Here is a 13,773-nt window from a genome sequence, read left to right as displayed (position 1 = left end):
GGGAGGGGCCCGCACGGGATTTGGGCTGTTCTTTGACTCAGGCCGACGGCAGCACGCACGAGGGAGTGCCCACCGCGAACACCTCCCCGTCGAACCGCGGGACCCCGTCCTTCATCGTCAGTACGGCGACGCCGCCGGAGCGCTGGTTGGCCACGTACATCCGGTCGCCGGCGATGGCGAAGTGCCGCGGCCAGACACCCCCGCAGCCGACCTCGGCGATCGGGTCCAGGGTGAGCGGAGAGAACACCGAGACGGTGTCGGGGCCCCGGTTGCCGACGTAGACGGACCCGCCGGACACCTCCAGGTGCGAGGGAGCGTTCTCCCCCCCGGTGGCACTGGCGGGGACGGCCCGCAGCTCACGCCAGCCGTCGTCGTAGACACGGACCGTACCGTCCAGCTCCCCGGCGACGTACCAGTGGTCTCCGGACCGGGCCATGTGCCGGGGGCCCATACCGGACGCGAGCCGTACCGGACCGTCGGGGTGCGACGCCACCTCGCCGTCGACGAGGTAACGGCGGACCTCGCCGGCACCCAGGTCGGTCACGTACAGCACGCCGTCGGGACCGAAGACGGCCTGGTGGGCATGGGCGCCCTCCCGGTAGGGGAAGGTCCACACGTCGGTGAGCAGGCCGGAGCCGTCGATCCCGTGCACGCTCACCGTGCCGTCGCCGTAGTTGGCCACCGCGAGACGGGTGCCCGACGGATCGACGGCCAGGTGGCAGGGGGCCGACCCCTCGCTCGGCCGCCGGGACAGCGGGGTCAGGGCGCCGTCATCGGCACGGGCGAAGACGCTCACCATGCCCCGCTCGCCCTCCTCCACCGCGTACAGGACCGGGAGCCGGGGGTGGGCGGCGAGGAAGGACGGGCCCGAGGCCCTCGTCTCGCCGAGCCGCGCGAGGCTCTCCAGGTCCACCAGAGTGATCCCCACACCCGATCCGCCGGTGTCGGGGGTGTATCCACCGATATACGCAATCCCAGTCATCATGTTCCTCTCGCCGCACCAGGGCGACTTATGCAATCCACGGAAAGATCGCCCTTTGTCAGCCAGTCTGCGAACTTAGCGCAGCCGAGCGGCGACCAGAAGCCGGGGCGAGAGCCTGCGAGATATTTGATTGACTGAGTCAGTGAAATAGTTGATTCTGTCAGCCATGGACAACCATGTCGCGGAGATCCGTGCCTTCAACCGCTTCTACACCGGGGTCATCGGCGTGCTTCACCAGGGCGTCCTGGACACCCCCTACTCCCTCACCGAGGTCAGGGTGCTGTTCGAGCTGTCCCGGCGGGACCGCATGGAGGCCGGTGAGCTGCGACGCCTGCTCAAACTCGACGCCGGATACCTCAGCAGGATGCTCGGGCGGTTCGAGACCGACGGCCTGGTCGCGCGCGAGCGGTCCGCCGCCGACGGGCGGCGGCAGGTCATCGGGCTGACCGAGGCGGGCAGGAAGACGTTCGCGACCCTTGACGAACGCTCGGCGGCGCAGGTGCGCGGCCTGCTGGACCCGGTGACCGAGGAGGACCGGCGGCGACTGGTGGCGAGCATGGCGACGATCCAGGAGATCCTCACGCGTACGCCGAAGGCGGAGCCGTACGTCATCCGCCCGCCGCGCCCGGGGGATCTGGGCTGGGTGGTGCACCGCCATGGCGTGATCTACAGCCAGGAGTACGGCTGGGGCCAGGATTTCGAGGCGCTGGTGGCCAGGATCGTGGCCGACTACGTGGACAAGCACGACCCCGCGCGCGAGGCCGGGTGGATCGCCGAGGTGAACGGCGAGCGGGCCGGGTGCGTCTTCTGCGTGCGCCAGGACGACGAGACGGCCCAGCTCCGGATGCTCCTGGTCGAGCCGTCCACCAGGGGGATGGGGATCGGCGGACGGCTCGTCGAGGAGTGCGTGCGCTTCGCCGCGGCTGCGGGCTACCGGCGGATCACGCTGTGGACCAGGGACGTGCTCACCGGCGCCCGGCGGATCTACGGGGCGGTGGGATTCGAGCTGGTCGAGGAGCAGCCGGCGGACGGCTTCGTCGAGGAGGTCTGGGCCAGGGACCTCTGAGGGGCCGCCCCCGGCCTGACCTCTTCTCCGCAGGAGGGTGCCGGGGACCCGGCTTCTCCGCGGGAAGGGGGACTCAGCGGCGGAAGGGGCCGGTGACCTCGTAGGTGACGCCGTCGGTCCCGGCGGTGTCCCCTCGGACGCCACGCTGGGAGGAGAAGTAGAGGCGGCGGCCGTCGGGAGAGAAGGCGGGGCCGGTGATCTCCGACTTCGGGTGGCCGTCGACCCGGAGGAACGGGGTGACCACCCGGTCGGGGGTGATCAGATTGATCTCCATGTTCCCGGTGTCCTCGGCGACGTAGAGGTCCCCGCCGGGAGTGCCGGTGAGGTTGTCCACGACTCTCAGCGGGGCGTCGGCGTCGTAGACGATCTCCAGGCGCTCGCTCTCCGTGTCATAGCCCCACACCCGGTTGTCGCCCTTGGTGGTGAAGAAGCAGACACCGTCGGCGTAGTGGCACCCCTCTCCCCCGTTGAAGCGCCTGGCGGCGTCCACCTGGTGGCGGGTCGCCTCCAGCAGCGCCGCCGGATTCGGCACCCGCTGCCAGGTCACCGCCCCGGCGGAGGAGGCGCAGAGCACGTCCAGCCGGCCCGCCGTCAGATCACCCCAGTGGGTCGGCCGGAACCGGTAGAAGCAGCCGTCCGGCTCGTCCTCGGTCAGGTAGATCACCTGCCGGTCCGGGTCGCAGGCGGCGGCCTCGTGCCTGAACCTGCCCATGGCCAGGCGCGGCATCGCGGCGCGCGAGCCGTACGGGTCGCACTCGAAGACCCGCCCGCGCAGGATCTCCTCACACGACAGCCAGGTGTTCCACGGCGTACGGCCGCCGGCGCAGTTGAGGTTGGTGCCCGACAGGATCCGGTAGGCGCCGCGGACGGCCCCGCCCGGCCCGAACCTGATCGCCGTCGCACCGCCGAGCAGCGGGACCTCCGAGTTGGAGACGTAGATCCAGCCGTCGCCGTCCGGGAAGCACGCGCCGCCGTCCGGCGCCGGGTGCCAGAGCACCCCGCCGACCCGCCGTCCGGTGCGGGCGACGACCCTGCCGGTGAACCCCGGGGGCAACGCGACGCCGTTGACGTCGGGAGCGCCGAGCGCGCCGTAGGGGCCGGGGGCACGGAGCGGGAGGGCCTGCGCGGCCCCCTGCCAGAGTGATCCGGCGAAGGCCGCCCCGGCGGCCAGTCCTCCGGTTCGCATCAACGTACGGCGAAGCATGGCGCCTCCTCGTTGCCTCCACGGTACGTGTCCAGTTGATCGAACTCATATGAACGGGACAGCCGCCTAGGTCCAAATTTTCCGGAAATCCCATGACCGCGTCCTTCCGGCTTTCGAGTTCGCCGACGCCGCAACCCGGATCGACGGGCGGCCGTAGCGGGGTTCCGTCCGGTCAGGGCGGGTCCGAGGCGACGGCGAAGGAGTTCGGCGGGCCGGAGGTGCTCGTCGCGGCGGAGGCACCGGAGCCGACGGGGCACTGGTAGGCAGGCGGGTGATCAGCGGCACCGGGGGGTCGGGAGGCTATGCCGAGCGCGTCGCGGTGGACGCCGCCGGGCTCATCGAGGTGCCGGACGGCATGGAGCTCGACACCGCGGTGGCGCTGCTGGCCGACGGGCGCACGGCGACGTTGTAGCCGCGCCCGGACAAGCGTGGGCCCGGCCCGGATCGAATGATCCTGAGCCGGGCCGGGATTCATCTGCCGATCAGCTGAACATGCCGGGCTCGTAGGAGCCCCCCTGGTTGCGCACGATCACGCCGAGCCGGGTGCCCTCCTCGGTGAGCGCCAGCGCGGCCCGTTCGGCCTCGGTGAACACGGTGGCCTCGCGCCAGGCGGCGACCAGGTTGAGCCGGAGCGAGGTTTCACCGGCGGCCGCGGCCTCCTTGGTGTGGATGTCGACGCAGAAACCGCAGCCGTTGATTTGGAACTCGCCCGCGTCGCCGCTGCACCATCGGACAGACGGTCGCCGCTGACACCGCGCCCACGCTCGCCACGAAATACGACCGTGACCACAGGGTCGGCAACCGCGAGCGTAGGTGGGCGAACTCTTCTCGCAGCACGTGCGAGGTGTGGCCCTTGAACTGGTTCGCCACGTAGGAGGGTGAATCCTTCGGATGCGGTTTCACGGACAGATGCACGTGATCCGGCATCACCTCAAGTGTGATGATCTCCCACCCGTGTTCGTCGGCCTTGGCGTGGATCAGTTCCTGCAGTCGGATCTTCACCCGGCCATCCAGGACACGGCGACGATACTTGGGGCACCACACCACGTGGTAGCCCAGGTCGTACGCCGCGCCCGGAGAGGTACGCACCTGACGAGCCACCCGATCATTATAAGCCTGGCTCTCTTATAATCCAAGGAGGACAGGCAAAGACCTCAACCTGCGGGTCAGGGCACGCTCAGGCCCCAGAGGGCCTTCCCGCACGGCATTCCCCCGTCGCCTGGGGGCGACGGTCCCCTGCCTTCGACTTGATGGGATTTCGATCGGGCACGGCGGCGGCCGGGCCGGTCGAGTGCTCGACGATCCGGAATCGGGCGACCTCCTGGTAGGCCGCGATCACGGCGGCGAACATGGCGCCCGGCGCGACGACCAGGACCAGCAGTCAGGTGACGTAGCCAGGCAACAGGAACATCGCCATGAAGGCGACGACGACACCGATCCAGACGGCCGGCTTGCCGGGGATGTTCACTACCAGGATCCTTCCATCCATTCGTACCAGTGCCCGCGCAGGTGTTCGTAGTCACCCTCGTCGCCGCCCGGAGGCTCCGCCACGGGGCTCCAGGCAAAGCCGTAGGAGCCGAGGAAACCTGTGCCCCGCACCAGGAAACGCGCACCGGTGTCGGTGCGCTCGACCGACACCAGGGGGAACAGTCCCACCATCTTTTCCTGAGTCTCGGGCTCCGTCCCCGCCGCCACCGCCCGGGCGTAGCGCTCCAGGCTCGTCTCGGAGAGCGCGAACCGGGCGGTGTAGGGGACGTCGAAGTGCACAAGCCCGGTCACGATCACCCCCATGAGCGGGGCCGCGGCCCAGCGCGCCCAGTACCTGCGCAGGCCGGGACGGCCGTCCGCGCAGAGCAGCGTCACGACGAAGCGGGGAGTCCAGACGATCACGATGACCAGGCCCAGGAAACCGCCGAACAGCGTCTCCATGAATTGACCTGCTCCCTGCCCTGAAGGACGGGGATTCCCGTGCCGCTTACGCGGCAGCCCGCGGCACGCCGCGAGCTATGGAACGGGGTGCTTGACGCTTCACCGACCCGGGCAACCCCGAGTCTCCACGCCCTGAGACGACCGGCCCGGCCGCCTGTCCTCTGGCCCTGATGCATTTTGCGGCGTTCACGTCAGCGTGCTCGGTATACCCGCAGGCGGTGCAACGGAAGAGGGCTTGGCTCTCACGACTCTTCGCGTCCACCTTCCCGCAGGCCGGAGCCGAGCACGTCTGGGACGTGTAGGCAGCAGGGACCTTACCGATGACGCTGCCGGTACAGCGCGCCTTGGACCGCAACGCGACTTCCAGCCCATACCAGCCCTTATCCAAGATCGCCTTATTGAGGCCAGACTTTTGAGCGACCCGCGAACCCGGCTCCTCGATCGTGCCGGACGCCGAGGCGGTCATGCCACGGACGCCCAGATCCTCCAAGACGATGTGCCCGTAGTCGCGGGTGAGCCGGTGCGCGCTCTGGGCGTTGAAGTCCGCCCGGCGCCACCGAACCCGCCGCATGATCTCCCCCACCTCACCGGCCACCACCTTGCGCCGGGCCGAGCCCTTCTTCGTACGGGCCAACCGGCGTTGCAGCCGCAGACACCGCTCCGCCTCACCGGCCGACAGGTAGCCCAGATCGGCCTCGCGGTCGGCCTTCTCCTCCTTCGGGGGCACCGGCGAGGACACGCCGGACTCGCCGGCATGGCGGCGGTCGAAGAACTCCCCGCCGGAGGTGACGGCAGCCGTCACCACCCCCCGGTCCACCCCCGCCACCCGGTCGGGGCGTGCATGCCCCTCCATTTGAGTGATGCCGTCGTCGACCAGGAACGACACGAACCAGTGCTTACCGTCGCGCGAGATGGTCGCGGACTTCACGCTCTCGCCCAGCGGGCGCGACAGACGGAACCTCACCCACCCGAACTTGGGCAGGAACACTCGCCCCCACTTGCGGTTGATCTTCTCGACCGGGATGTGCTTGGCGGTCGGGAACCGAAACGACGGCGTCCACTTCGCCTTGCTCTTCCAGCGGACCTTCCAGGTGCCGTGCCTGCGGCACGCCTCGTCCAGGTCCTTGAGCGTCTGCTGGATGACCTGGGCGGGAGCGTCGGCCAGCCAGGTGAACTCGCCCTTGGCGTCGGCGAGTTGCCCGCACTGCCCGGCATAGCCGATGAAAGCGCCCCTGCGCCGATAGGCGCGACGCTGTTCCAGGCCGGTGTTCCACACCGACCGGCAGATCCCGGCCACCCGCTCGGCGAACAGCTTCTGCCCGAAGTCCAACTCCAGCCGGTACTTGCGCCCCGTCAGTATGCGAAACACCTCCCTTGCCCCACCTGTCGCTCACATCTCACAGACTCGAACACATTAGCTCTGGTCTATGACTCAGGAAGCCGAATACCGGCGCGGTAGACATGTGGTTTCCGCGATGCATGCCCATCTGGTCTTCGTGACCAAATATCGCAGGAACGTCTTCGACGACGAGATGCTGCGCCGCTGCGAAGAAATCATGATCGAGGTGTGCGACGGCTTCGAGGCCGAGCTACGCGAGTTCAACGGCGAAGACGATCACATCCACCTGCTGGTCCACTACCCGCCCAAAGTCGCCATCAGCAAACTGGTCAACTCGTTGAAGGGCGTGTCCTCGCACTACCTACGCAAGGAGTTCACCGGCCGGGTCAACCGCGCCGTCATGCACGGCCACTTTTGGTCCCCCAGCTACTTCGCCGCCTCCTGTGGCGGAGCTCCGCTGACCATCATCAAGGCCTACATCGAACAGCAACGCCGCCCAGCCTGACGTTCTGGGTCCGCGCTTCGCGCTCCGGGATGTCTCGCCTGACGGCGGGCCATCCCCTGACGGGGACCGCATTCATCCCCGGCCCGAAGGCCGAGGCTTTCTGCGGACCATCGGTAACCGCCGGGGGCGCTCACGCCGTACAGCAGGGCAAGCCCGGCGAACGCGGTGAGAGGGAGCAGCCAGCGGCCGGGAGGACCGGTCAGCGTGCGGGTGAACGGCGACAGGCGCGGTCCCCGTTCCCGGATCGTCGACGGGCCCGGTGTCTCCTCTGGAGGACTTCCGATCATGTCGCCATTTAACTCGCCCATGATCGCGATGAACAGCGGAACGCCCACTCTCGTTCTCCCGCCGGATCAGCGGATCCGCAGGAGCCCCTCGTCCACGCGGAGCCCCGGCAGGCCGGGCCCCGGGGACGGGAAGGGCGCCCCGGCCGTGGAGGCCGGGGCGCCTTCGGCGGGACGGTCTAGCGCTGGGCTTCGATCATCCAGTGGTGCTTCTCCAGGTCCTGCGTGATCTCGATCAGGAGGTCCTGGGTGACCAGGTCGGCCTCTTCGGTGGCGGTGATGCGCTCACGCATCCGGCGGGTGATGGACCCGAGGATGTCCGTCATCGCGGCGACGACCTTGCCGTCGTTGATGTAGCCCGTCTCCAGCTGCGGCACCTCGGTCGTGCTCGCGATCGTCGAAGCCCGGCCGTCGGGGTTGCATCCGAGGGCCACCGCGCGCTCGGCGACGGTGTCCGCGTGCTTCCTGGCCGCTGAGACGATCTTGTCGAGCTGCAGGTGCAGCGAGCGGAAGTTGTGGCCGATCACGTTCCAGTGTGCCTGCTTGGTCAGCAGCGACAGGTCGAGCAGGTCGACGAGCGCGCCCTGGAGTGCGACGGCGACGACCTTCTTGTCTTCGGGATTGAGCGGGCTGGTGATCGCGGACATGAAATGTCCCCCCGTTTCGACATCGGTTTCCGGTTTGTACTGAAACGTCCCTACCCACTCCTCTCTCCTCTAATGTTGACAGTGTCACGATTACAGTGTCACTATCGAGATATGGAATGGACCATCGGTGAACTGGCGGAGCGGGCCTCCGCGGCGCTCGCCCCGACCGCCCAGCTCAACGGGCGGGTCAGGGACATGCCCACCGAACGCCTCATCCGGTGGTATTCCACGATCGGGCTGCTCGACCCGCCGTCGGCCCGCCGCGGTCGCGTCGCCCTCTACGGCAGGCGCCACCTTCTCCAGCTCATCGCCGTCAAACGACGTCAGGCCGACGGCCGGACGATCGCCGAGATCCAGGCCGAGCTGGCCGGGGCCGGGGACCAGATCCTGGAGTCGATCTCCAGCCTCCCGGCGCCTCCGGCGGAGCCGCCCGCGCCCAGGGCCACGCGCCCGCGCTTCTGGGCCGAGCCGGCCGCGTCGTCGTCCGCCACCGCGCAGGCCGGCCCTCTCATGCCGAGACCGGCCGCACCGCAGGCGGGCGCGCCCACCCGGGCCACCTCGCCCGGACCCGCCCCATCGCGGCCACCGGCGTCCCCGCCCGTCACTCCGCCGCCCTCCCACGCACCCGCCGTGATCGTCCACGGCGTACGGCTGGCGACCGGCGTGACCCTGCTGCTCGACGGCGACGGCCGTACGCCCTCGCCCGAGAGCCTCGCCGAGATCGCCGCCGCTTCCGGGGTGCTCCTGGCGGTCCTGCGCAAACACGACCTCGCACCTGCCGAAGGGAAGTCGTCATGATCACCTCCATCGCAACGCTACGACCGGAGGAGTGCGAGCCCGTCCCGGACGCCGGGCTGGGAGCACTCTTCACCGAGCGCGGCAACCTGCCGCTGGAGAGCGTGGACGTCACCGCCGCCGTGTCCGGGCTGATCGCCGGGGTCGAGGTGGTCCAGGGTTTCCGCAACCCGCACGACGTGGCGCTCGAGGCCACCTATGTCTTCCCGCTGCCCGACCGGGCCGCCGTGACAGCCTTCAGGATGGAGGCCGACGGACGGATCATCGAAGGGATCCTCAAGGAGCGCGGCCAGGCCAGGGCCGACTACGACCAGGCGGTCGCCGAGGGCAGGCGGGCCGCGATCGCCGAGGAGGACCGGCCCGACGTCTTCACCATCCGGGTCGGCAACATCGTGCCGGGCGAGCGGGTCACCGTGCATCTCACGCTCAACCAGCCGCTCCCCTACGAGGACGGCGCGGCGACCTTCCGCTTCCCCCTGGTCGTCGCTCCCCGCTACATCCCCGGCACCCCGCTCGACGGGGACCAGGCGGGCGGCGGCTGGTCCCCCGACACCGACGCGGTCCCGGACGCCTCCCGGATCACCCCCCCGGTGCTGCTGCCCGGCTTCCCCAATCCGGTACGGCTCTCGCTCGCGGTCTCCGTCGATCCGGCCGGGCTGGAACTGCGCGAGATCCGCTCCAGCCTGCACGCCGTCCTCCAGGAGGGGACCACGGTCAGCCTCCAGCCGGGCGAGCGGCTGGATCGCGACTTCATCCTGCGCCTGTCCTTCGGCACCTCCACCTCGCTCGCGCTGGTCCCTGACGCGGGCGACGGCGAGGAGGGCACGTTCACTCTGACCGTCGTCCCCGAGCAGGCCCGGGGCGCGGCCACGCCCAAGGACGTCGCGCTGGTGCTGGACCGCTCGGGCAGCATGACCGGCTGGAAGATGGTCGCCGCCCGACGCGCCGCCGCCCGCATCGTCGACACGCTCACCGGGGGCGACCGGTTCGCGGTGCTCTCCTTCGACACCGTGGTGGAAGCACCCGAAGGGCTCGGCCCGGGACTGTCACCGGCCTCCGACCGCAACCGCTACCGCGCGGTGGAGCATCTCGCCCGGCTGGAGGCGCGGGGCGGCACCGAGATCCTGGCCCCGCTGGAGCAGGCCGTCGCGCTGCTCGCCGACTCGGCCCGGGACCGGGTCCTGGTGCTCGTCACCGACGGGCAGGTCGGCAACGAGGACCAGATCCTGGAGCGGGTCGGCGCCAGACTGGCCGGGATGCGGGTGCACACGGTCGGCATCGACCGCGCGGTCAACGCCGGGTTCCTCGGCAGGCTGGCCGGACTGGGCGCGGGCCGGTGCGAGCTGGTGGAGTCGGAGGACCGTCTGGACGAGGCGATGGAGCACATCCACCGCAGGATCGGCGCCCCGCTGGTCACCGACCTGTCCCTCAAGGCCGACGGACTCGACCTCGTCCCCGGCACGGTCAGCCACCTCGGCTCGATCTACCCGGGGGTGCCGCTCACCGTCCTGGGACGCTACCGGGGAGACGCGTCCGGGGCGCTGACCGTGCACGGGCTGGACTCGGCCGGGCAGCCCTGGGAGCGGCGGGTCGCCGGGTCGCGCACGGACAGTCCCGCGACGCGGGCGATCTGGGCACGAGCCCGGCTGCGCGTCCTGGAGGACCGCTACGCCGCGGGTGACCACTCGCTGGAGGAGGAGATCGTCGGGATCTCGCTCACGTACGGCGTGCTCTGCCGGTTCACCGCGTTCGTCGCGGTCGACAGCACGGTGGTCGCCGAGGGCGGGCCGGGGCATCGCGTGATCCAGCCGGTGGAGCTGCCCAGCGGCTGGGAGAGTCCGGTCGTCACGGCGGCGCCGATGATGCTGACCTCGATGGCCCAGCCGCAGGCGGGCGCGCCCGCGCCCGCGGCCCCCGGCGCGGCGCCGAGGTTCACGGCCGGCGGGACGGGCGGCGCGGCGTGGAACATGGCGTCCGGGACCACCCGAGGCAAGATGAGGCCGTCCGGCCCCGTGCCCTCCGGGGCGAGGGAGCTGCCCCGGGCCGAGATCGAGGAGGAGCTGAAGCGGCTGCGCGCCGCCGGTTCTCTCGGCGCCGCCGACCGGCTGCGCTACCTCGCGGATCTGGGCAGCCGCCTGGCGGCCCTGGCTGTCTACCTGGGCGGTCACGCGGAGCTTGAGGCCCTGGCCGCAGACCTGCAGACCGGCGGGGATGTGGAGGCGCTGTGGCGCCGGGCCGTCGACGGGCTGGAGGCGCTGAGCCGGTCCGGGGAGCGGCGCCCCTTCTGGAAGCGGTGAGAGGTCCGGAGGAGTCAGGTCGCGTCGATTGTCAGGTGCCCTCCCAGGTCAGGTCGGCTAAAGTGCCGGGATGACCAGCCCGATCTTCGCCCTTTGCGATGAATATGTCACCCGTTCGGCAGTGCTCGACCCGGTCAGCGCCGGGATGGAAGGGCTCGATATCCCGTTCGCCGCGGCCACCGACTACGGCCCGGACGGCAACGCCGCCCGGGCCGCCCTGATCAGCGAGACCTTGAGGAAGCTCGCCCCCCTGGAGCCGCAGGGCGAAGCGGACGTCCGGGCCGCGGCACACCTGCGCGAGCGCCTTGAGGCCGAGCTCGCCTGGCACGAGATCGGCGAGCCGCTCCGTGCGGTGCGGGCGCCGTTCGGGCTGGTCACCGACCTGCGCGACAGCGTGGATCTGCTGCCGCACGGCACCGACGACCAGTGGCGTGATGTGGCGGCCAGGCTCTCGGCTGTCCCGCGGATGTTGGACGGCTGGCGGGCGAGCCTGGAGGCGGGTCTCGCCCAGGACATGCCGGCGGCCCGCCGCCAGGCGCTGGAGCTGGCCGTACAGCTCGACCTGTTCGCCACCGACGGCACGCACCGAGAGCTCGTGACGGGGTACGGCGACGGCCCGGTCCGCGGCGAGCTGGACCGGGGCGCCGCGGCCGCGCACACCGCCTACGCCGAGGCCGCCCGCTACCTGCGCGAGGACTACGCGCCCCGGGCCACCCAGCGGGACGCGGTCGGCGCCGAGCGCTACGCGGTGGCCGCCCGGCTCAACCTGGGCGCCGACATCGACCTGGTGGACGCCTACGAGTGGGGCTGGGCCGAACTCGCCCGCATCGAGGCCGAGCTGGTGGCCGAGGCGGGGCTGGTGCGGCCGGGCGCCTCGGTGGAGGAGGCGACCGCGATCCTGAACGAGACCCAGTACGTCGAGGGCCTGGACGCCTACCGGGGCTGGCTGCAGGAGCGTCACGACCGGGCGGTCGAAGAGCTGCACGGAACCCACTTCGACATCGCCGAGCCGCTGCGCCGGGTGGACGTCACGCTGGCCCTGGGCTCGACCTCGGGGGCGGCCTACTACACCTCGCCGAGCGAGGACCTGTCACGGCCGGGCCGCACCTGGTGGCCGGTGAACGGCGACCAGAACCGGTTCGGGACCTGGAACGAGCTGACCACCGTTTTCCACGAGGGCGTGCCCGGCCATCACCTCCAGCTCGGGGCCACCCGCGTGGCCGGGGACGGCCTGTCACGTTTCGGCAAGAACTCCTGGGTGAGCGGGCACGGCGAGGGCTGGGCGCTCTACGCCGAACGACTGGCCGACGAGCTGGGCTGGTTCACCGATCCGGGCGCCCGGCTGGGCATGCTCGGCGGGTCGGCGCTGCGGGCCGCGCGGGTGGTCATCGACATCGGCGTCCACCTGGACCTGCCGCTTCCCGACGGCTCGAAGTGGACCTTCGACAAGGCGTGCGACGTGCTGCTCAACCAGGGCCGCGGCGAGCCGCACCGGGTCCACGCCGAGGTGGTCCGCTATTTCGGCTGGCCGGGGCAGGCTCCTTCCTACAAGCTCGGTGAGCGCGCCTGGCTGGCCGCCCGCGAGGAGGCCCGGCAGCGTCTGGGCGCGGCCTTCGACCTGCGCCGCTGGCACACCGCGGCTCTGGAGCTCGGGCCGGTGGGTCTGTCCGGTCTGGCCGACGCCCTGCGTAGGATCGGCTGACGCCGGGAAGAATATGGTCCGGATCGCGGGGGCTCGGCGTGATGACTGCCCGCGATCCGTGTCACGGTCACGCACGGGGCCTTTCCTGATGAGCGGTCCGCCGACCAGCTCGGGCGCCGGTGCGAGTGACCTGTAAGGAGTGAGATGGTGATTCTGGACGGTGGCCTCGCCACGCACTTGGAGGCGCTCGGCGCCGACCTGCGGGACGAGCTCTGGTCGGCGAGGCTCCTGCTGGAGAACCCCTCGTTGATCAGGCGGGCGCACCTCGACTACTTCGCCGCGGGGGCCGAGGTGGCGACCACGGCGAGTTACCAGGCGAGCATTCCGGCGTTCGTACGCCGGGGGCTCGGTGCCGACGAGGCCGAGAAGCTGATCGTGCTGTCGGTGCGTCTGGCCGTGGAGGCCCGGGATCTCCACGGCACGGGAACGGTGGCCGCCAGCGTCGGCCCCTACGGCGCCTACCTGGCCGACGGCTCCGAGTACACCGGCGACTACGACCTCGACGAGGACGGTCTGGCCGACTGGCACCGGGAGCGCTGGCACATCCTGGCCGGCAGCGGGGCCGACCTGCTGGCCTGCGAGACCATTCCGTCCTACGCCGAGGCCAGGGCGCTGGGCCGGCTGCTCGCCGAGACGCCCGGAACGCGGGCGTGGGTGAGCTTCTCCTGCCGCGACGGCGAGCACATCAACGACGGCACCCCGATCAAGGATGCCGCCGCGCTGTTCGCCGGCAACCCTCAGGTGATCGCCGTCGGTGTCAACTGCACGGCCCCCCGCCACGTGCCCAGCCTCATCGACCGGATCGAGGGCAAGCCGGTGATGGCCTACCCGAACTCCGGGGAGACCTGGGACGCCGTGAACCGCCGCTGGCTCGGGCTGGCCGACCCCGACGAGTTCGGCGCGGCGGCGGCCGGGTGGTCCGCCGCGGGTGCCGCCTTCGTCGGGGGCTGCTGCCGTACCACCCCCGAGCACATCCGCCAGATCCGTGAGCACCTGAGGACGGGCTGAGCCCGGAGAGGCGGC

Annotated in this window: 13 protein-coding genes and 1 pseudogene; 7 read left to right on the top strand and 7 right to left on the bottom strand. The window is 70.7% G+C overall.

What is annotated here, in order from left to right:
* Nucleotides 1–37 precede the first annotated feature (37 nt).
* Entirely contained in the window at nt 38–982 is a 945-nt protein-coding gene (locus FHR32_RS27595) for a lactonase family protein (protein ID WP_246467777.1), read from the bottom strand.
* A gap of 166 nt (nt 983–1,148) precedes the next feature.
* Here FHR32_RS27595 and FHR32_RS27590 point away from each other — a divergent pair, with 166 nt between their 5' ends.
* Nucleotides 1,149–2,048, top strand: coding sequence for a bifunctional helix-turn-helix transcriptional regulator/GNAT family N-acetyltransferase (locus FHR32_RS27590; protein WP_184757438.1), 900 nt, complete (start codon nt 1,149–1,151; stop codon nt 2,046–2,048).
* Nucleotides 2,049–2,121: 73 nt separating this feature from the next.
* Here FHR32_RS27590 and FHR32_RS27585 read toward each other — a convergent pair whose 3' ends face one another.
* On the bottom strand, nt 2,122–3,252 hold the full coding sequence (locus FHR32_RS27585; protein WP_184757437.1) for an alkaline phosphatase PhoX: 1,131 nt from the start codon (nt 3,250–3,252) through the stop codon (nt 2,122–2,124).
* 271 nt (nt 3,253–3,523) lie between these two features.
* Here FHR32_RS27585 and FHR32_RS27580 point away from each other — a divergent pair, with 271 nt between their 5' ends.
* On the top strand, nt 3,524–3,664 hold the full coding sequence (locus tag FHR32_RS27580; RefSeq protein ID WP_246467451.1) for a hypothetical protein: 141 nt from the start codon (nt 3,524–3,526) through the stop codon (nt 3,662–3,664).
* A 70-nt stretch (nt 3,665–3,734) separates the two neighbouring features.
* Here FHR32_RS27580 and FHR32_RS27575 read toward each other — a convergent pair.
* The 4 genes and pseudogenes from FHR32_RS27575 to FHR32_RS27560 all read right to left on the bottom strand — a co-directional run.
* Nucleotides 3,735–3,953: pseudogene (locus FHR32_RS27575) on the bottom strand (carboxymuconolactone decarboxylase family protein); the annotation flags it as partial.
* Nucleotides 3,892–4,353: an IS200/IS605 family transposase gene (gene tnpA, locus FHR32_RS27570; RefSeq protein WP_312882722.1), complete on the bottom strand. Its 462-nt coding sequence runs from the start codon at nt 4,351–4,353 to the stop codon at nt 3,892–3,894. The gene tnpA (FHR32_RS27570) and the pseudogene FHR32_RS27575, both read right to left, overlap by 62 nt.
* 366 nt (nt 4,354–4,719) lie before the next feature.
* The gene (locus FHR32_RS27565; protein ID WP_184757436.1) at nt 4,720–5,181 is read right to left on the bottom strand and encodes a hypothetical protein; all 462 of its coding nucleotides are present in this window, start codon (nt 5,179–5,181) and stop codon (nt 4,720–4,722) included.
* A gap of 46 nt (nt 5,182–5,227) precedes the next feature.
* On the bottom strand, nt 5,228–6,550 hold the full coding sequence (locus FHR32_RS27560; protein ID WP_312882721.1) for an RNA-guided endonuclease InsQ/TnpB family protein: 1,323 nt from the start codon (nt 6,548–6,550) through the stop codon (nt 5,228–5,230).
* A 58-nt stretch (nt 6,551–6,608) separates the two neighbouring features.
* Here FHR32_RS27560 and tnpA (FHR32_RS27555) point away from each other — a divergent pair, with 58 nt between their 5' ends.
* Nucleotides 6,609–7,025, top strand: coding sequence for an IS200/IS605 family transposase (tnpA, locus tag FHR32_RS27555; RefSeq protein ID WP_184757435.1), 417 nt, complete (start codon nt 6,609–6,611; stop codon nt 7,023–7,025).
* A 463-nt stretch (nt 7,026–7,488) separates the two neighbouring features.
* Here the strand turns inward: tnpA (FHR32_RS27555) and FHR32_RS27550 are convergent, their stop codons facing one another.
* Nucleotides 7,489–7,956: a Dps family protein gene (locus tag FHR32_RS27550; protein ID WP_184757434.1), complete on the bottom strand. Its 468-nt coding sequence runs from the start codon at nt 7,954–7,956 to the stop codon at nt 7,489–7,491.
* Nucleotides 7,957–8,067: 111 nt separating this feature from the next.
* Between FHR32_RS27550 and FHR32_RS27545 the strand changes: the two genes are divergently transcribed.
* From FHR32_RS27545 to mmuM, 4 genes are all read left to right on the top strand, one after another.
* Nucleotides 8,068–8,754 (top strand): MerR family transcriptional regulator, encoded by a 687-nt coding sequence (locus tag FHR32_RS27545; RefSeq protein WP_246467450.1) that lies wholly within the window; start codon nt 8,068–8,070, stop codon nt 8,752–8,754.
* Entirely contained in the window at nt 8,751–11,048 is a 2,298-nt protein-coding gene (locus tag FHR32_RS27540; RefSeq protein WP_184757432.1) for a VIT domain-containing protein, read from the top strand. Before FHR32_RS27545 ends, FHR32_RS27540 begins: the two co-directional genes overlap by 4 nt.
* Before the next feature lie 70 nt (nt 11,049–11,118).
* On the top strand, nt 11,119–12,750 hold the full coding sequence (locus FHR32_RS27535) for a DUF885 domain-containing protein (protein ID WP_184757431.1): 1,632 nt from the start codon (nt 11,119–11,121) through the stop codon (nt 12,748–12,750).
* A gap of 144 nt (nt 12,751–12,894) precedes the next feature.
* Nucleotides 12,895–13,758: a homocysteine S-methyltransferase gene (gene mmuM, locus FHR32_RS27530; protein ID WP_184757430.1), complete on the top strand. Its 864-nt coding sequence runs from the start codon at nt 12,895–12,897 to the stop codon at nt 13,756–13,758.
* Nucleotides 13,759–13,773: the final 15 nt, after the last annotated feature.

Source organism: Streptosporangium album, assembly GCF_014203795.1.
GTDB lineage: Bacteria > Actinomycetota > Actinomycetes > Streptosporangiales > Streptosporangiaceae > Streptosporangium > Streptosporangium album.
The sequence above is the reverse complement of the archived record's forward strand: the minus strand, read 5'-3'. Positions and strand labels throughout refer to the sequence as shown.

Coding starts and splice junctions, on each gene's coding strand:
- FHR32_RS27595 (WP_246467777.1), bottom strand. CDS start 982: ATGACTGGGATTGCGTATATCGGTGGATACACCCCCGACACCGGCGGA.
- FHR32_RS27590 (WP_184757438.1), top strand. CDS start 1,149: ATGGACAACCATGTCGCGGAGATCCGTGCCTTCAACCGCTTCTACACC.
- FHR32_RS27585 (WP_184757437.1), bottom strand. CDS start 3,252: ATGCTTCGCCGTACGTTGATGCGAACCGGAGGACTGGCCGCCGGGGCG.
- FHR32_RS27565 (WP_184757436.1), bottom strand. CDS start 5,181: ATGGAGACGCTGTTCGGCGGTTTCCTGGGCCTGGTCATCGTGATCGTC.
- tnpA (WP_184757435.1), top strand. CDS start 6,609: ATGACTCAGGAAGCCGAATACCGGCGCGGTAGACATGTGGTTTCCGCG.
- FHR32_RS27550 (WP_184757434.1), bottom strand. CDS start 7,956: ATGTCCGCGATCACCAGCCCGCTCAATCCCGAAGACAAGAAGGTCGTC.
- FHR32_RS27545 (WP_246467450.1), top strand. CDS start 8,068: ATGGAATGGACCATCGGTGAACTGGCGGAGCGGGCCTCCGCGGCGCTC.
- FHR32_RS27540 (WP_184757432.1), top strand. CDS start 8,751: ATGATCACCTCCATCGCAACGCTACGACCGGAGGAGTGCGAGCCCGTC.
- FHR32_RS27535 (WP_184757431.1), top strand. CDS start 11,119: ATGACCAGCCCGATCTTCGCCCTTTGCGATGAATATGTCACCCGTTCG.
- mmuM (WP_184757430.1), top strand. CDS start 12,895: ATGGTGATTCTGGACGGTGGCCTCGCCACGCACTTGGAGGCGCTCGGC.